The 17164-nt window shown below is 69.9% G+C and carries 15 protein-coding genes; 8 read left to right on the top strand and 7 right to left on the bottom strand.

Annotated elements, in window-relative coordinates; genetic code table 11:
* Positions 1 to 2: 2 nt before the first annotated feature.
* The 4 genes from ACFFGH_RS27635 to ACFFGH_RS27620 all read left to right on the top strand — a co-directional run bounded on the left by ACFFGH_RS27635 (position 3) and on the right by ACFFGH_RS27620 (position 5754).
* The gene (locus tag ACFFGH_RS27635) at positions 3 to 3413 is read left to right on the top strand and encodes a pyruvate carboxylase (protein ID WP_386674571.1); all 3411 of its coding nucleotides are present in this window, start codon (positions 3 to 5) and stop codon (positions 3411 to 3413) included.
* Positions 3414 to 3603: 190 nt separating this feature from the next.
* The gene (locus tag ACFFGH_RS27630) at positions 3604 to 5019 is read left to right on the top strand and encodes a MinD/ParA family ATP-binding protein (protein WP_386674568.1); all 1416 of its coding nucleotides are present in this window, start codon (positions 3604 to 3606) and stop codon (positions 5017 to 5019) included.
* Positions 5020 to 5023: 4 nt separating this feature from the next.
* A complete protein-coding gene (locus tag ACFFGH_RS27625) occupies positions 5024 to 5521 on the top strand; it encodes a peptide deformylase (protein WP_386674565.1) in 498 nt (165 codons plus the stop codon).
* 14 nt (positions 5522 to 5535) lie between these two features.
* Positions 5536 to 5754, top strand: coding sequence for a hypothetical protein (locus ACFFGH_RS27620; RefSeq protein WP_386674563.1), 219 nt, complete (start codon positions 5536 to 5538; stop codon positions 5752 to 5754).
* 43 nt (positions 5755 to 5797) lie between these two features.
* Here ACFFGH_RS27620 and ACFFGH_RS27615 read toward each other — a convergent pair whose 3' ends face one another.
* From ACFFGH_RS27615 to ACFFGH_RS27605, 3 genes are all read right to left on the bottom strand, one after another.
* Positions 5798 to 6133, bottom strand: coding sequence for a hypothetical protein (locus ACFFGH_RS27615; protein WP_386674560.1), 336 nt, complete (start codon positions 6131 to 6133; stop codon positions 5798 to 5800).
* Positions 6097 to 6366 carry an adenylyl-sulfate kinase gene (locus ACFFGH_RS27610; RefSeq protein WP_386674557.1) on the bottom strand — a complete coding sequence of 90 codons (270 nt, stop codon included), beginning with the start codon at positions 6364 to 6366 and terminating at the stop codon, positions 6097 to 6099. The genes ACFFGH_RS27615 and ACFFGH_RS27610 overlap by 37 nt, the downstream gene beginning before the upstream one ends.
* 61 nt (positions 6367 to 6427) lie before the next feature.
* Positions 6428 to 8257 (bottom strand): AMP-dependent synthetase/ligase, encoded by a 1830-nt coding sequence (locus tag ACFFGH_RS27605; RefSeq protein ID WP_386674554.1) that lies wholly within the window; start codon positions 8255 to 8257, stop codon positions 6428 to 6430.
* A gap of 124 nt (positions 8258 to 8381) precedes the next feature.
* On the opposite strand from ACFFGH_RS27605, the gene ACFFGH_RS27600 reads away from it, so the two are divergent.
* The 3 genes from ACFFGH_RS27600 (at position 8382) to ACFFGH_RS27590 (ending at position 11571) form a co-directional block, all read left to right on the top strand.
* On the top strand, positions 8382 to 9332 hold the full coding sequence (locus ACFFGH_RS27600; protein ID WP_386674551.1) for an ROK family glucokinase: 951 nt from the start codon (positions 8382 to 8384) through the stop codon (positions 9330 to 9332).
* A gap of 28 nt (positions 9333 to 9360) precedes the next feature.
* Complete coding sequence (locus ACFFGH_RS27595; RefSeq protein ID WP_386674548.1) at positions 9361 to 10071, top strand: lysophospholipid acyltransferase family protein; 711 nt, start codon at positions 9361 to 9363, stop codon at positions 10069 to 10071.
* Between the two features lie 123 nt (positions 10072 to 10194).
* On the top strand, positions 10195 to 11571 hold the full coding sequence (locus ACFFGH_RS27590; protein ID WP_386674545.1) for a class II 3-deoxy-7-phosphoheptulonate synthase: 1377 nt from the start codon (positions 10195 to 10197) through the stop codon (positions 11569 to 11571).
* A gap of 56 nt (positions 11572 to 11627) precedes the next feature.
* Here ACFFGH_RS27590 and ACFFGH_RS27585 read toward each other — a convergent pair whose 3' ends face one another.
* The 3 genes from ACFFGH_RS27585 to ACFFGH_RS27575 all read right to left on the bottom strand — a co-directional run bounded on the left by ACFFGH_RS27585 (position 11628) and on the right by ACFFGH_RS27575 (position 15382).
* Positions 11628 to 11954 carry a GYD domain-containing protein gene (locus tag ACFFGH_RS27585; RefSeq protein WP_386674542.1) on the bottom strand — a complete coding sequence of 109 codons (327 nt, stop codon included), beginning with the start codon at positions 11952 to 11954 and terminating at the stop codon, positions 11628 to 11630.
* A gap of 99 nt (positions 11955 to 12053) precedes the next feature.
* The gene (pknB, locus tag ACFFGH_RS27580; RefSeq protein ID WP_386674539.1) at positions 12054 to 13979 is read right to left on the bottom strand and encodes a Stk1 family PASTA domain-containing Ser/Thr kinase; all 1926 of its coding nucleotides are present in this window, start codon (positions 13977 to 13979) and stop codon (positions 12054 to 12056) included.
* Positions 13980 to 14047: 68 nt separating this feature from the next.
* Entirely contained in the window at positions 14048 to 15382 is a 1335-nt protein-coding gene (locus tag ACFFGH_RS27575) for a LysM peptidoglycan-binding domain-containing protein (protein WP_386674536.1), read from the bottom strand.
* Positions 15383 to 15577: 195 nt separating this feature from the next.
* Here ACFFGH_RS27575 and ACFFGH_RS27570 point away from each other — a divergent pair, with 195 nt between their 5' ends.
* A complete protein-coding gene (locus ACFFGH_RS27570) occupies positions 15578 to 15919 on the top strand; it encodes an Rv2175c family DNA-binding protein (RefSeq protein ID WP_386674533.1) in 342 nt (113 codons plus the stop codon).
* Between the two features lie 118 nt (positions 15920 to 16037).
* Here ACFFGH_RS27570 and ACFFGH_RS27565 read toward each other — a convergent pair whose 3' ends face one another.
* A complete protein-coding gene (locus ACFFGH_RS27565; RefSeq protein WP_386674530.1) occupies positions 16038 to 17159 on the bottom strand; it encodes a polyprenyl synthetase family protein in 1122 nt (373 codons plus the stop codon).
* Positions 17160 to 17164: the final 5 nt, after the last annotated feature.

Raw genomic sequence — 17164 nt, 5'->3', positions numbered from 1 at the left:
GGATGTTCAAGAAGATCCTCGTAGCGAACCGCGGCGAAATCGCCATCCGTGCGTTCCGTGCCGCATATGAGCTCGGCGCGAAGACCGTTGCGGTGTACCCACACGAGGATCGCAACTCGCTGCATCGGCTGAAGGCCGACGAGTCATATCGGATCGGCCAGATCGGTCATCCGGTACGGGCGTACCTCGACGTGTCGGAGATCATCAGGGTGGCCAGGGAGAGCGGCGCCGACGCCATCTATCCGGGCTACGGGTTCCTCTCCGAGAACCCCGACCTCGCCGCCGCCGCGGCGGAGGCAGGCATCACCTTCATCGGCCCGAAGAGCGACGTGCTCGAGATGGCGGGCAACAAAGTCGAGGCGAAGAAGAAGGCCATCTCCGCCGGTGTTCCGGTGCTCGCCTCCACCCCCGCCACCCGGGATCTCGACGAGCTGATCAGCGGCGCGGAGGAGATCGGCTTCCCGGTGTTCGCGAAGGCCGTCGCCGGCGGCGGCGGGCGCGGCATGCGCCGCGTCAACACGCGGGAGGAGCTGCGGCCGGCGCTCGAGGCCGCGATGCGGGAGGCGGACAGCGCGTTCGGCGACCCGACGATGTTCCTCGAGCAAGCGGTGCTGCGCCCCCGCCACATCGAGGTGCAGATCCTGGCCGACGCCACCGGTGAGACGGTGCACCTCTTCGAGCGGGACTGCTCGGTGCAGCGACGCAACCAGAAGGTCGTCGAGATCGCGCCGGCGCCGAACCTCGACGAGGAGCTCCGCTCAGCGCTGTACCGCGACGCCGTCGCGTTCGCCAGGTCGATCGGCTACGTCAACGCCGGCACGGTCGAGTTCCTCGTCGACACGGTGGGGGAGCGGGCCGGCAAGCACGTCTTCATCGAGATGAACCCCCGCATCCAGGTGGAGCACACGGTGACCGAGGAGGTCACCGATGTCGACCTGGTGCAGTCGCAGATGCGGATCGCCTTCGGCGAGTCCCTGAAGCAACTCGGCCTCCAGCAGCAGCAGATCCAGCTCCGGGGTGCCGCTCTGCAGTGCCGCATCACCACGGAGGACCCGGCGGCCGGCTTCCGGCCGGACACCGGCAAGATCACCACGTACCGCTCGCCCGGCGGCGCCGGCATCCGCCTGGACGGCGGCACCGTGGCGTCTGGCGCGCAGATCAGTCCGCACTTCGACTCGATGCTGGCGAAGATGACCTGCCGCGGCCGCGACTTCAAGGCGGCGGTCGCGCGCGCCAGGCGCGGCCTCGCGGAGTTCCGCATCCGGGGGGTTTCCACCAACATCCCGTTCCTGCAGGCGGTGCTCGACGACCCGGCGTTCATCGCCGGCGACCTCAGCACCTCGTTCATCGACGAACGACCCGAGCTCGTGCGCGGGCGGGAGTCGAAAGACCGCGGCACCAAGATCGTCACCTGGCTCGCCGACGTCACCGTCAACAAGCCCAACGGCGACGGCGCCGGCGTGGTCGCGCCGGCCCTGAAGCTGCCCGAGGTGGACCTCACCGCCGAGCCGCCCGCCGGGTCCCGCCAGCTGCTGCAGAAGCTCGGCCCCGCCGGCTTCGCGAAGGAGCTCCGCTCCCGCACGTCGCTCGCGGTCACGGAGACCACCTTCCGCGACGCGCACCAGTCGCTGCTCGCCACCCGCGTGCGCACCAAGGATCTCGTCGCCGTGCTGCCGCACGTCGGCCGCCTCACCCCTGAGCTGCTCTCCATCGAAGCGTGGGGCGGGGCGACGTACGACGTGGCCCTGCGCTTCCTCGGCGAGGACCCCTGGGAGCGCCTGGACAAGATGCGCGAGGCGCTTCCGAACATCGCGATCCAGATGCTGCTGCGGGGCCGGAACACCGTCGGCTACACCCCGTACCCGACCGAGGTGACGAGCGCCTTCGTGCGTGAGGCGGCCACCTCCGGTGTCGACATCTTCCGCATCTTCGACGCGCTGAACGACGTGTCGCAGATGCGGCCGGCCATCGACGCGGTGCTCGAGACCGGCACCGCAGTCGCGGAGGTCGCCGTCTGCTACACCGGCGACCTGCTCGACCCGGCCGAGGACCTCTACACCCTCGACTACTACCTCCGCCTCGCGGAGCAGATGGTGGATGCCGGAGCCCACATCCTGGCCATCAAGGACATGGCGGGGCTTCTCCGCGCCGGCGCCGCCGAGAGGCTCGTGGCGGCCATGAGGGAGCGCTTCGACCTGCCGGTGCACGTGCACACGCACGACACCGCCGGCGGTCAGCTCGCGACGCTGCTCGCGGCCAGCCGTGCGGGCGCCGACGCGGTCGACGTCGCCAGCGCGCCGATGGCCGGGACCACGAGCCAGCCGTCAGCGTCGGCCCTCGTCGCCGCGCTCGCGCACACCGAGCGTGACACCGGCCTGTCGCTGCAGGCCGTCAGCGACCTCGAGCCGTACTGGGAGGCCGTCCGCGGCGTGTACCGGCCGTTCGAGTCCGGCCTGCCGGGCCCCACCGGCCGTGTGTACCGCCACGAGATCCCGGGCGGGCAGTTGTCGAACCTCCGGCAGCAGGCCATCGCGCTCGGCCTCGGCGACCAGTTCGAGAAGGTGGAGGACTGGTACGCCGCCGCCAACCGGATCCTCGGGCGGCCGCCGAAGGTGACCCCGTCCTCGAAGGTCGTCGGCGACCTTGCGCTGCAGCTCGCCGCCACGAATGCCGACCCCGCCGACTTCGAGCAGAACCCGGACAAATACGACATCCCGGACTCGGTGATCGGCTTCATGGCGGGCGAGCTCGGCGATCTGCCGGGCGGCTGGCCCGAGCCGTTCCGCACCAAGGTGCTCACCGGCCGCAAGGTGAAGCTTGGTGTCGAGCCGCTCACGGACGAGGACCACACCGCGCTGGCGGGCACTCCGGCCGAGCGCCGGGATGCGCTGAACCGGTTGCTCTTCGCCGGTCCGACGAAGCAGTACGCGGCGTTCCGGGAGCAGTACGGCGACCTGTCGCCGCTCGACACCGTCGACTACCTCTACGGCCTGAAGCAGGGCAGCGAGCACATCGTCGAGATCGCGCGTGGGGTCAGCCTCTACGTCGGGCTGGAGGCGATCGGCGAGGCCGATGACAAGGGCATCCGCACCGTGATGACGACCCTGAACGGGCAGCTCCGCCCGGTCTTCATCCGCGACACGAGCATCAAGGTGGAGGCCAAGGCCGCCGAGAAGGCCGACCCGACCGACAAGGCGCAGGTCGCCGCCCCGTTCGCGGGCGTCGTGACGCTCCAGGTGGCCGAAGGGGACGCCGTGACGGCCGGCGCCGGCATCGCCACGATCGAGGCGATGAAGATGGAGGCCGCCATCACCACCCCGGTCTCGGGCCGCGTCAAGCGCCTCGCCGTGCCGAAGACCCAGCAGGTCGACGCCGGGGATCTGCTGGTCGTGATCGAGCCCGCGTCAGGCTGACGGGCGCCGGTCGAGGAGCGGCACATCCGAAGGGGCCGAACTTCGCCGCCGATCCGCCGTCTTAGCGCTTCCTCACCGCAAATCCGCTGTGAGCTCGCTGTGATCCCAGCGTATTCACGGCGTCGACCACCAAGGTTCCTGAGGGGGCGCCCGATAGAATCTGACTGTTCGCTTTACGAAAGGGTCCTCCTTGCCGATTGCCAAGCGCAAGCGTCCCGAGTATCCGGGACAGGTTCTCGAATCCGACGCCGCACTCGAAGCCGACGCGGAACTGCCCGAGGATGATCACCACGGGGAGCTGATCGGCGGCTCAGACGCCCTCGCGACCACACTGCCGGAGAGCCTCCGGATCAGCGTCGACCTCCCGCCCGCAGTGCACGACGCGCCAGAGGACGAGGCCGCCGTAGCGATCCCCGACGTGCCGGTGGACCCGGTGTTCCTCGATTCCAAGCCCGACACGATGTCCGTCCCGATCATCCAGCCAACGGTCGCGGCCCCGGAGCCCACCGCGTCGCTGTCGACCGAGTCGTCGAAGCCGACTCACCTGGCGAAGCCGGCTCACCTGGCGAAGTCGGCCGAGTCGTCGAAGCCGGCCGAGTTGTCGAAGCCGAGCGATGCGGTCGCCGTCGAAGCGCCCGCCGCGGCGAAGACGAACCGCTCGCCCGAGCCGGCCGCCATGCTCACCCCCGACCGGCTGCTCGACCGCCGGAAGCGCGCCCGTCACGCTCCGGAGGGCGCCTGGCAGCGTTTCGTGTACGAGTCCACGTTCCGTTCCGTCCACCTCGGCGACTCCCGCAAGGCGCGAGAGCGGAAGGCGATCGAGGCTCGCATCGACAAGGTGCTCGAAGGCGGCACTCGGTTCGTGCCGGTGCTCACCCGGAAGGGCGGGGTCGGCAAGACCACCATCACGACCCTGCTCGGTATGGCCCTCGCCCACGTGCGCGAGGACCGGATCATCGCCATCGATGCGAACCCGGACCGCGGCACGCTCGCCGAGCGCGTCAACAAGCAGACGCGCAACACCGTACGCGACGTGGTGACCAAAGCCTCGTCGGTGCACAACTTCAGCGACTTCTCCATGCTCGTCTCGCGCGACGAGACCCGGCTCGATGTGCTGGCCTCGGACACCGACCCGCTGCTCTCCGAAGCCTTCGACGAGAATGACTACAACGTCGTGGCGGACCTCTGCGCCCGCTATTACTCCATCGCGCTCACCGACTGCGGCACCGGCATCGTCCATTCGGTGATGCGGGCGACGCTGCAGCGCGCCGATTCCATCGTCATCGTCTCCGGCGGCAGCGTCGACGAGGCGCGGCTCGCGTCCGAGACCCTCACCTGGCTCGAGGCCAACGGCTACGGCGACCTCGTCCGGAACGCCATCGTGGCGGTCAACACCGCCACGCAGGGGACCAACATGGTGAAGCTCGAGGAGATCGAGGACCACTTCCGCTCCCGGGTGCGCGACATCGTGCGGATTCCGTACGACCCGCAGCTCGCGGCCGGATCCGTCGTGAACTACCAGGACCTCAAGCCCTTCACGAAGGAAGCCGCGCGCGAGCTCGCCGCCCTGGTCGTCGACGGCCTGCCCAGCCGTCGCACCGCCTGACCGCATGGCAGTCCGGCCCATCCGCTTCTTCGGCGACCCCATCCTCCGCTCGAAGTGCGACCCCATCGCCCTGAGCACGCCGGCTGCCCGCGCCCTCGCCGAGGACCTCGTCGACACCGTCCGCGAGCCCGGCCGAGCGGGCGTCGCCGCCAACCAGATCGGCGTCGGCCTCCGCGCGTTCAGCTACAACGTCGACGGCGATGTCGGCTACATCCTGAATCCGACGCTCGTCGAGGTGCGCGGCGAGCCTGAGCCCGTCGATGAGGGCTGCCTCTCCGTCCCGGGCTTCAGCTTTCCCCGTCTCCGCTATCCCTTCGCCCGCGTCACCGGCACCGACGTCGACGGCAACGAGATCGAGCTTCATGGGGACGGTCTGATGGCCCAGGCCCTCCAGCACGAGCTCGACCACCTCGACGGCAAGCTCTACATCGAGGGCCTCGAGCCGGACGTCAAGCGCGACGCTCTGCGGGCCATCCGCCAAGCCGACTGGTTCCGGGTGTGACCTAGGCTCGACCCGTGCCTCGAATCCTGCTCACCGGGATGTCGGGGGCCGGGAAGTCCACACTGCTCGCTGAACTCCGGAGGCGCGGCCATGACACCGTCGATACGGACTACGACGGCTGGACCCTGCCCGACGGCACCTGGGACGAGGCGAGGATGAGCAGCCTGGAACTCGCCGGCCGCAGACCCGTCGATCAGCTTGCGGACGCGGTCGAGGCGCTCCCGGCGAGCTGAACGCCGACCGGATATCCCAGGGCCGGCGGGTCGCGCCGAACGGTCAGGGCCCGGTGCGGGGCCAGCCGGTCACCTCGAGGATGAGGTGCGCCACCTGCAGCGGGCGGAGTCCGTCCGTTGCGATCCGATGCGTCTTCGGCGGAGCGAGGTCGGCCAGACGCCTGGCGGCGGCATCGCTGCGGCGGACGTGCTCCTCCAGCTCGCGCCCGCTGTGTCGCATGCGCAGTCTGCCCCGCGCCACCGCATCGCTCGCGGTGAGCAGCACGCGGATGACCCGTGGATCGTCGCCCATGGCGGCGGTGAGCACGTCTGCCTCCAGCACGCTCACCGTGTTGGTGTAGATCACCCGCCGGTACCCGAGCGCCCGGTAGTTCGCCACACCGCGGCGAGGTTCCGTTCCGCGAGTCCGTGCTCCCACGGCGCCGGATGCGCGAGGTCGAGCGCGTCGCCCTCGATCACCGCGTGCGTGATCCCGCGCTCGGCGAGCACGGAGTGGAGCGCGAGTGCGGCCGTCGACTTTCCGACCCCCGAGCGGCCCCCGACAAGGACCACCTCGCTGCGGGCAGCGGGGCCCGTATCGGCTCGGTCCGCATGGGACCACGAAGAGTTCACGTTCCGGTCTCGCGCGCCCGCGGAACGGGCGCATGAGACCGGAACGGTGACTCTGTCGCGCTCAGTGGATGACCGACTGGCTGCCCGTCACGTCGGAGACGTTGGCGTACATGTCGTCGATCACGGACGCGAAGTCGGTCACGATGACGTTGCGCTTGATGCTCATCTTCGGGGTGAGGTGGCCCGTCGCCTCGGTCAGCTCGTGGTCGAGGATGGTGAACTTGCGCACCGATTCGGCGCGGGAGACGGTGGCGTTCGCCTCGTCGATGGCGCGCTGGATCTCCGCGACCACCTTGGGGTGCTTGGCCGCGTCGGCGACGGCCATGTCGGCCGCCTCGCCGTTGTTGTTCAGCCAGACGGGGAGCATCTCCGGATCGAGGGTGATCAGCGCGGAGATGAAGGGCTTTTTGTCGCCGACGACGATGACCTGGCCGACCAGCGGGTTGGCGCGGATGGGGTCCTCGAGTGCCGCCGGCGCGACGTTCTTGCCGCCGGCGGTGACGATGATCTCCTTCTTGCGGCCGGTGATCTTGAGATAGCCGTCCTCGTCGAGGGTGCCGATGTCGCCGGTGTGGAACCATTCCCCGGCCATCGCCTCCGCGGTCGCCTCGGGGTTGTTCCAGTAGCCGCCGAAGACGTTGACGCCCTTGACGAGGATCTCGCCGTCGTCGGCGATCTTGATCCCCACCCCTGGCAGCGCCGGGCCGGTGGTGCCGATCTTGAACTTGTCGACGAGGTTCACGGTCGCGGGCGCCGTGGTCTCGGTGAGCCCGTAGCCCTCGAGGATGCGGAGGTTGAGGCTGCGGAAGAAGTGCGCCAGGTGCAGGCCGAGCGGGGCCGAGCCGGAGACGGCGTAGACGACGTTGCCGCCCATGGCGTGCTTCAGCTTCGAGTACACCAGCTTGTCGAACAGCGCGAACTGCACCTTGAGCCCGAACGGCACGTGGCCGGCATCGAGCGCCTTCGAGTGCTCGACCGCCACGTGCGCGGCCTTGCGGAAGATCTTGCCCTTGCCGCCCGCTTCGGCCTTCTGCTCGGCGGAGTTGTACACCTTTTCGAACACGCGGGGGACCGCGAGCAGGAACGTGGGCTTGAACGAGCCGAGGGAGGGCAGCAGCTGCTTCGTGTCCGCCTGGTGCCCGACCTTCACGCCCGCGTGGACGCAGAGGATCGCGATGAACCGGGCGAAGACGTGGGCCGTGGTGATGAAGAGCAGCGTCGACGACCCCGGTGCGAGCACGTCCTTCATCGCGACCGCCGCGTTGCGGGAGGTCTCCACGAAGTTGGAGTGGCTGAGGATGACACCCTTCGGGCGGCCGGTGGAGCCGGAGGTGTAGATGAGCGTGGCGAGGTCGGAGCCCTTGGCGAGCTTCCGGCGGCGGTCGATCTCCGCGTCCTCGACGGAGGCGCCGGATGCGGCGAGCTTGTCGAGGTCGCCGAGGTCCACCTGCCACGCCTTCGTGACAGCGGGCACGTCGGAGGCGATCTCGTCGAAGCGGATGAAGTGCTCCGCGGTCTCGACGATGATCGCGGTCGCGCCGGAGTCGGTCAGGTTGTAGAGCACCTGGGACGGCGACGACGTCTCGTAGATGGGCACGAGCACCGCGCCGGCGAAGGCGGTCGCGAAGTCCACCAGCGTCCACTCGTAGCGGACCTTGCACATGAAGCCGATCTTCTCGCCAGGCTGGATGCCGGCGGCGACGAGGCCCTTCGCCAGGGCGCGCACCTGCGCGAGGAACTCGGCGGACGTGATGTCGCGCCAGCCGCCGGAACCGTCGGGCACCGAGAACAGGGCGGCGTCGGGGGCGACGGCGACGCGATCGACCAGGAGGTCGGTGATGTTCGCGTCCGGGTCGGCTTCAACAACGGGTGGGGTGAATGATTCGTTCACGGCATCTCCTTCGAAACCGGCTGTGGTTCCGCCAGTCTACCGGCGGCACCCCCTGCGGGGGCGGGCGGCGGCGTGAAGAGACCTTCTCCGATCGGGATGATCGGCGCCGATAGACTTCTCCATCGTGCAAGCCATCGGGATCGACATCGGCGGAACCAAGATCGCCGGGGCGGTGGTCACCGAGCAGGGTGAGATCGTCGCTGAGCAACGGGTCGCGACGGTCGCCGAAGATGCCGAAGCGATCGTCGACGCCGTCGTCGGCATGATCCAGTCGCTCGGCGCCGGCCGGGAGATCATCGCGGCGGGCGTCGCGGCGCCCGGCTTCATCGACGCGGCGCAGTCCGTCGTCTACTACACGCCGAACATCCCGTGGCGGAACGAGCACCTGCGCGACCGGCTGCTGGCGCGGCTCGGGATCGACGTGACCATCGACAACGACGCGAACGCCGCCGGCTGGGCGGAGTTCCGCTTCGGCGCCGGACGGTCGGTGAGCGACATGACGATGCTGACCATCGGCACGGGTGTCGGCGGGGCGATCGTGAGCGAGAACCGGCTGTTCCGCGGCGGGTTCGGCGCGGGTGCAGAGATCGGCCACCTCCGGGTCGTGCCCGATGGGCTGCCCTGCGGCTGCGGGGCCCGCGGCTGCATCGAGCAGTATGGATCGGGCCGCGCCCTGATGCGGATGGCGAACGAGATCGCGGACGCCGGCGGCATCGTCGGGGCCTCCCTGGCGGCGGAGCGGACGCGCGCAGGCGCGCTCACCGGCGACGTCGTCGGCCGCCTGATCGCAGAGCAGGATCCGGGAGCACTCGCCGCACTGCGGCAGCTCGGCTCGTGGCTGGGCCAGGCGTGCGCCTCCCTCGGCGCCGTGCTCGACCCGCAGCGGTTCGTCTTCGGCGGGGGCGTCGCCGCAGCGGGGGAGCTGCTGCTGGAGCCGATCCGCGAGGCGTACCTCGCGAACCTCCCTGCCCGGGGCTTCCACCCGGAGCCGGAGTTCGTGATCGCGGAGCTCGTCAACGACGCCGGGGTGGTGGGCGCCGCCGACCTCGCCAGGCTCCACGCGCTCGCGGGCTAGACTTCGAAGGTTCGCGGGAGGAGCGTCGTTGTTCTACTGGTTCATGAAGAACCTCATCGTCGGGCCGCTCCTGCTGAGTGCGTTCCGCCCGTGGGTGCGAGGCCTCGAGAACGTGCCGAAGAACGGCGCCGTGATCCTCGCCAGCAACCACCTCTCGTTCATCGACTCGGTGTTCCTGCCGCTGGTCATGGAACGACCGATGGTGTTCCTCGCCAAGAGCGACTACTTCACCGGCAAGGGGTTCAAGGGCTGGATCACCCGGGTGTTCTTCAACGGCACCGGCATGCTCCCGATCGACCGTTCCGGTGGGAAGGCGTCAGAGGCGTCGCTCAACACCGGCCTCCGCGTGCTGGCCGAGGGCAAGGTGCTCGGCATCTACCCGGAGGGCACCCGCAGCCCGGATGGGCGGATGTACCGGGGTCGCACTGGCGTCGCGCGCATGATCCTGGAGGCCCACGTGCCCGTGGTGCCGGTCGCGATGATCGACACCGAGAAGGTCATGCCGATCGGCCGCAAGCTGCCCAAGGTGCGGCGGGTCGGGGTCGTGTTCGGGGAGCCGCTCGACTTCTCGCGGTTCGAGGGGCTCGAAGGCGACCGCTTCATCCTGCGCTCGATCACCGACGAGATCATGTACGAGCTCAATCGCCTGAGCGGCCAGGAGTACGTGGACATGTACGCGACGAGCGTCAAGGAGAAGTCGAAGCCCCGGAGGGGTGGCGCGACGGCCGTCCGTCCCTGAGTGCCACGCTCCAAGGGCTCGGCGACCGGGCGGTCATCTGCCAGCGCGGCGAGCGGTCGGGCGATAGGCTCGCTCCTTGGGCGCGGCCGCGTCCGATGAAGCGAAATGCAAGGAATCCTTGAAGTGGTAGACCCGTCAGAGACCGTCGTACAGGCAGATCCCGCAGTGATCGCCGGTCTCGACTATTGGCGGACCCTGCCCATCAAGCAGCAGCCGGCCTGGCCGGACCCGGAGGCGGTGGGCGCCGCCTCCGCCGAGATCGCCACGATGCCGCCGCTGGTCTTCGCCGGTGAGGTCGATCTGCTCCGCGAGCGGCTGGCGAAGGCCGCGAGCGGTCAGGCGTTCCTGCTGCAGGGCGGTGACTGCGCCGAGACGTTCGCAGGGGCGACCGCGGATGCGATCCGCAACAGGGTCAAGACGATCCTGCAGATGGCGGTCGTGCTGACCTACGGCGCCTCCATGCCGATCGTCAAGATGGGCCGGATGGCGGGGCAGTTCGCGAAGCCCCGCTCGAGCGACACGGAGACCCGGGGCGAGGTGACGCTGCCGGCGTACCGCGGCGACATCGTCAACGGCTACGATTTCACGCCGGAGTCCCGCCAGGCCGACCCGCGGCGGCTCGTGCAGGGGTACCACACCTCCGCGTCGACCCTCAACCTCATCCGCGCCTTCACCCAGGGCGGGTTCGCGGACCTGCGGATGGTGCACAGCTGGAACCGGGGGTTCGCCGCGAACCCGGCCAACCAGCGCTACGAGGGCCTCGCCCGCGAGATCGACAAGGCCATCCGGTTCATGGAGGCGGCAGGGGCCGACTTCGACGAGCTGAAGCGGGTGGAGTTCTACTCCAGCCATGAGGGGCTGCTGATGGACTACGAGCGGCCGATGACCCGCATCGACTCGCGCACCGGCACGCCGTACAACACGTCGGCGCACTTCCTCTGGATCGGTGAGCGCACCCGTGACCTGGACGGCGCGCACGTCGACTACTTCTCCCGGGTGCGCAATCCCATCGGCATCAAGCTCGGTCCCTCCACCACCCCGGAGGCGATGGAACAGCTCATCGACAAGCTGGACCCGGAGCGCGAGCCCGGCCGGCTGACCTTCATCACCCGGATGGGCTCCAGCAAGATCCGGGACGCGCTGCCGCCGCTGCTGGAGGCCATCAAGGGCATGGACGCGAACCCGCTCTGGGTGACGGACCCCATGCACGGCAACGGCGTCACGACTCCGACGGGATACAAGACCCGCCGCTTCGACGACATCGTGGACGAGGTGAAGGGCTTCTTCGAGGCACACCGCGAAGCGGGCACCCACCCGGGCGGCATCCACGTGGAGCTCACCGGCGACGACGTCACGGAGTGTCTCGGCGGCTCCGAGATGATCGACGAGGCGACGCTTGCGACGCGCTACGAGTCGCTCTGCGACCCGCGACTGAACCACATGCAGTCGCTGGAGCTCGCATTCCTGGTGGCCGAGGAGCTCTCGAACGGCGCCGGCTGACACCGCGTCCGCGACTGCGCTGGTTCGGCAGGCTCGACCGGCCGCGCCGGGCGGCCTCAGGCGCCCGGCGGCCGGTACTTCACATCCGCGGCCTTCCGGAGCGCCTCCATGGCCTCGTCCACGGTGATCAGGACGGTGGTCTCGATCGAGCTGAGTGCGCCTCCGCTGCCGATCGCCACGGTCACCGCAGCCATGGAGACGTTGTCGGGGGCTTCCCAGAGGTTGTAGCCGTCGTGGGTTCCGAAGGCATACCAGAACCCGTGGAGCTTTCCGCCGACGGACTCGATGTATGTCTGCGCGGCGGCCCGGCGATCCTCGGGTTTGGCGATCAGCCGGGCCCAGGTCTCCGGCGTGTAGCTGAACTTGGTCAGGTAGAGCGGCATGGCAGACCCTTTCGCGAGGTTCCGGCGCCTTCGCCGACAGGGTAGACCGGTGGAGCGATGGGGGAGAGGGTATTTCGTCCCGTCCCGCGCAGGCCCGAGTCAGCCGAAGAGCTGCAGGTAGATCGCGACGTTGCTGCCCTTGGCCACGACGGCGCCCGCCTGCGGGTCGCTGCCCGTGACCTCCGCAGCGGGGAAGGGCGTGAAGATGGGGTTGTAGCTCACGGTGAGCCCCAGCTCGCCGAGCGTCGCCTCCGCCTGCTCGCGCGTGAGGCCGGCGAGCTCCGGGACGGTGACCGGTGCGGGACCCGCGGAAGCGACGAGCGTCACCTCCCCGCCGGGGCGGAGGCCATCGGGGATGTCCATCGCGAGGATCCGCCCCTTCTCCACCTCCTCGGAGTACTGCTCGTCGACGACCTCGCCGGTCAGCTCGAACTTCTGGAGGTTGGCGATCGCCTCTTCGATGGTCTGGCCGCGCACGTCCGGGACCTTGCCGGCCGAGACGACCAGCGTGATGGGCTGGAGCTCGCCGTACACTTCGTCGTCCGAGAGCGTCTTGCCGTCGGCTCCCAGCGCGTCGATCACGGTGCCCTGCGGCACGTCGCCGGAGAACTGCCGCTCCACCGGGTCGGCGAGCGTCCACCGTCCGTCGATCGCGGCCTCCGCCTCGTCCTGCGTCATCCCGCGGAAATCGACAAGCTGGATCGGCTCGGGGCCCGTCGACAGCAGCAAGGTCACCCGCGACCCCTTGACGACCGCGGTGCCCATCGCCGGGGTCGTCTCGACCACCTTTCCCACCTCGATCGTGGGGTGGGACGCCTCGCCGGTCTGCTCGCGCACCTCGATGCCCAGTCGGCTGAGGGTCGCTCGGGCCTCGGCGACCGACGTGTCCTCGAGCGACGCGGGGATCGTCACCTGTGCTCCGGGCCCGCTGCCGAAGTACCAGCCGGTGCCGCCCGCGACGGCGGCCAGCAGCAGCACGAGCGCGAGCAGCCAACGGCCGCGCCCTCGGCGCTTCGCGCTCTCGTAGGCCAGCGACGCCGTCGCGCCCGATGAGACCGCGCCCGTCTCGGAGCTGGCGACCGGCTTCGCGCCCAGCACCTGCGTCTCCGCGGTGGCCGCCTGCACCACCGGAAGCACCCGGGTGCGCTGGGCGGCCGGGATCGGCCCGGTCGGGGGTGAGGTGCGCAGCAGGTTCTGCGTCTCATAGAGCCGCTCCAGCATGACGCGGGCGTCGCGCGGGCGCTCCTCAGGGTCGCGGGCGGTGGCCCAGAGCACCAGCTCATCCAGCTCGACGGGCACCTTGGGGTTCTTCGAGCTCGGCGTCGGCACCGAGTCGTTGGCGTGCTGGTAGGCGATCTGCATGGGCTGCTCGCCCTTGTACGGCTGCTCGCCGGCGAGCATCTCGTACATCATGATGCCGACCGCGTAGATGTCGCTGCGCGTGTCCGCGATGCCGCGGGTGACGAGTTCCGGCGCCAGGTACGCGATGGTGCCGAGGAGCGCTGCACCGGTCGCCGTGTTCGCCGTTGCAGCGCGGGCGAGGCCGAAATCGCCGATCTTGATCCGGCCGTCGTCGGCCAGCAGCACATTCTCAGGCTTCAGGTCACGGTGGACGATGCCCGCTTTGTGCGCAGCGGCAAGACCGGACAGCACCGCTTCGACGATGTCCATCGTCTGCTCCGGAGTGAGCGTCTCGTACTCCTGCAGCAGGTCCCGAAGCGTGATGCCGCGCAGGTACTCCATCACCAGGTATGCGGACTCGCCGTCCTGGCCCTGGTCGAAGACGTTCACCACGTTCGGGTGGGCCAGTCGTGCGGCGCTCCGTGCCTCCTGGATGAACCGGTCGCGGAACTGCGTGTCGTCGGCGAGGTGGGCGTGCATCACCTTGATCGCAACGCGGCGCTCCAGTCGCAGATCGGTCGCCACGTAGACCGTCGCCATCCCACCGCGGGCGATCCGCGAACGCACCCGGTACCGGCCGTCGATGAGACGGCCGATCATCGGGTCCGTGGTGCTGGTGGTCACCTTCCGAGTCTAAAGTTCTCACCCGCTGATGCTGGACGGCACACGGCGGATCCGAGAACCCGGCGGCGTCAGCGGAGCTCGGCGTACCAGGCGCGGGCCGAAGCCGCCCACTTGGCGTAGGCGTCCGGATGCGCGGAGACCTGCACGGCCTGCGCGGCCTCCGTGAGGGCCATCGACTGCCAGCCCGGAACGTCGAGCAGTCCGCGGGTGATGCCGCGGTTGGGGTTCGACGGGCCGCCGAAGAACAGTCGCGCGGCGTGCGTCACGTTGAGCAGATCCTCCGCGACGCCCCAGCCGGCGCTCGGCCGCTGCTGGAAGACGCCGACCGAGTCCCGGTCGCCGTGGTTGATGTTGCGGAGGCTCGACTCCTGCATCGCGGCGGCCAGGGCGATGACGATGCCGTATTCGGGCACGCCGAGCTCGCGGCCCATCGCCACGATCAGCCGGGCGTTGGCGCGCATCTCGTCGCTGAGCGGCGTGATGCCGGCTTCCGCCGCGGCGACGTCGATCCCTGGGATCGTCAGCCTGCGGCCGACGTAGATGGTGCTCGACCACCCGAGCCCATTGGCATCGAGCACAGCCTGCGGGCTCACCCCGAAGCGGGAGGCGATCCCGGAGACGGTGTCACCGGCGCGGATGACGTACTGGCTGGCGATCGGCGGCGCGGGGCTCGCGACCACCGGCGTGGTCGGGCCCGACGGCGCGGGCGAGACGGAGGAGGCGGGCACCGGCCTGCCCGGGATGACGATCGTCTGCCCGGGATAGATGATGCTCGTCCATTTGAGGTTGTTCGCCGCGAGCAGCGTCGCCGCGGAGAAGCCGAAGCGCGCCGCGATGCTCGTGATCGTGTCGCCGGCGACGATCGTGTACCGGCCGGCCTTCACGGGGGAGGAGACCGGAGCGCCCGGAGCGGCCTGAGTGAGCCGGAGCACCTGTCCGGGGAAGATCAACGACTTCCAGCCGAGCCCGTTCGCCGCCAGGACCGATGCCGTGGAGACGCCGAAGCGGCCGGCGATGTCGGAGACGGTGTCGCCGCTCTGCACCCGGTAGGTGGACGGAACGGCCGCGGGGCGGAGATCGGCGCGCGTCGTTCCCGCCTCGGTGCGGTCGGCGGTTGCGGGGCGAATCGTGGTCGCCGGCTGCGTTCCGCCGGGCTCCGAGCGATCGTCGTCGGCCGCGATGGACGCCGGCTGGGGCGCGACGGCACCCGTGAGCGCCATCGACCCGGCGAGCACGACGGGCAGCGTGGCGAGCACGCCTTTCGCGGCGGCACGGCCGGCGCGGCGTGCCTCGGCGTCGGCGGTGTCGAATCCGGTGGGCGCGAGGCCGACGAAGATCTCCGCCGCCGTCGGGAAGGGCTGCGCAGTCGGAAGGCCGTGGTCCTCGGTCGCGGAAGCAGTCATGTGGATCCCCATTTCCACTCGGTGTTCCGCGGCATGCCGTTTCCCCCGGGCACGCCGCGCGGTCCACGCTGACACAGGCGCGTGCGGGTGTCAACCATTGAGGCTTGTGTGAGACGTGTGACGACGGAACAGCGCCACGCCGACGCGGCCGTCCTGCTCTCGCCTCCTCCGCCGCTGTTCTGGCACCCTGGAGGGGTGAACGCATCCGCTGAGCCCGTGTGGCTGACGGTTCCCGACCTCGTCGAGCGGCTCGGCGTCGGCCCGGGCAGAATCCACCGCCTCTTCGAAGACCGTGCCCTGCTCGCCGTCCGCCGGAACGGTGTGCTGCAGGTGCCCGAACTGTTCCTGTCGGAAGGGATGCCGCTCAGTGAGCTGCGCGGCACCCTCATCGTGCTGGCGGACAGCGGGTACTCCGACGATGAGGCCATGAACTGGCTGCTGGAGGAGGACGAGATGCTCGGCACCGCGCCGATCCACGCGCTCCGTGCCGGCCGTAAAGCGGAGGTCCGCCGCGTGGCCCAGACACTCGGCTTCTGAGCGCACTCGGATTCTGAGCCGGCTCGGATTCGAGCGCGCTCGGGATTCTCAGCGCTCGCATTCTGAGAACCGAGGCACGGCTGATGCCTGACTCGGTGCCGCGCCCCCGCGGGTGCGGTCAGCTGGTGCGCTGCGTGACGCGCTCGGCCAGGCGGCTGAGCTGCTCCCGCGCGGCCCGCGTGAGGGGCGCATCGGCCACGGCGCTCTGCGCCAGCGAGACGTTGTGCTCGATGATCCGCTCCACCTGCTCGACCGCGCCGCTGTCCCGGATGGTGGACTGGAGCATCGTGACCTGCTGCCCGTCGAGCTCCGGGTCGCCGAGCAGTTCGTCGAGCGCCCGGCGGGCGCCGCCCGAGAGTCGTGAGCGGGCCAGAGCGATGAGGACGGTCCGCTTGCCCTCGCGCAGATCGTCCCCGGCCGGCTTGCCGGTCTGCGCTGGGTCGCCGAAGACCCCGAGCAGGTCGTCGCGCAGCTGGTACGCCACCCCGAGCGGCCGTCCGAACGACCGCAGTGACTCGAGCTGGGGGAGCGAGGCGCCCCCGAGCGCGGCGCCGAGCGCGAGCGGCGCCTCGATCGAGTACTTCGCCGACTTGAAGAGGATCACGCGGTGGGCACGGCTCAGCTGGTCGGTCTCTGAGTGCTCGGCCCAGGCGGCCTCTTCGAGGATGTCGAGGTACTGGCCGACGGTCACCTCGGTGCGCATCCGGCCGAACTCCACCCGCGCCGCACGCGCCACCGACGGGTCGGCGAGCAGGGCCAGCCCGGCATCCAGCAGCTCGTCGCTCCAGCCGAGCAGCAGGTCGCCCAGCAGCAGTGCGCCGGAGCGTCCGAATCTCGCCGAACGGCCCGACCAGCCCGCCTTGGCGTGGAGCGACTCGAACCTGCGGTGCACCGACGGCAGTCCGCGCCGGGTGTCGGAGTTGTCCATCAGGTCGTCGTGGACCAGCGCGGCGGCGTGGAAGAACTCGAGCGCCGTGCATGCCTGGATCACCGCCTCGAATTCGCTCGAGCGGTCGTCGGTCGGCAGCGGATCGAGCGGGTCGACGAGGCTCCGCACCGACTGCCACCCCCAGTAGCAGAAGAGGGCGCGGAATCGCTTGCCGCCGGCCAGCAGATCCCGTGCGAACCCGCCGAACGGCTGCAGTTCGTCCGCGATCTCCGCGAGCTCCGACTCCCGGTCTGCGAGGAATCGATCGGCGGCCGTCTGCACCAAGTCGACTAACCGGGTACTCTCAGCCACCCGCC

The organism is Lysobacter korlensis (assembly GCF_042434515.1).
This window is presented reverse-complemented; position numbering and strand designations above follow the sequence as displayed.

What these genes read in the sequence shown, in the direction of transcription:
- ACFFGH_RS27635 (WP_386674571.1), top strand. Translation starts at nt 3, where the DNA reads ATGTTCAAGAAGATCCTCGTAGCGAACCGCGGCGAAATCGCCATCCGT.
- ACFFGH_RS27575 (WP_386674536.1), bottom strand. Translation starts at nt 15,382, where the DNA reads ATGACTGCTTCCGCGACCGAGGACCACGGCCTTCCGACTGCGCAGCCC.
- ACFFGH_RS27625 (WP_386674565.1), top strand. Translation starts at nt 5,024, where the DNA reads ATGGCAGTCCGGCCCATCCGCTTCTTCGGCGACCCCATCCTCCGCTCG.
- ACFFGH_RS27585 (WP_386674542.1), bottom strand. Translation starts at nt 11,954, where the DNA reads ATGCCGCTCTACCTGACCAAGTTCAGCTACACGCCGGAGACCTGGGCC.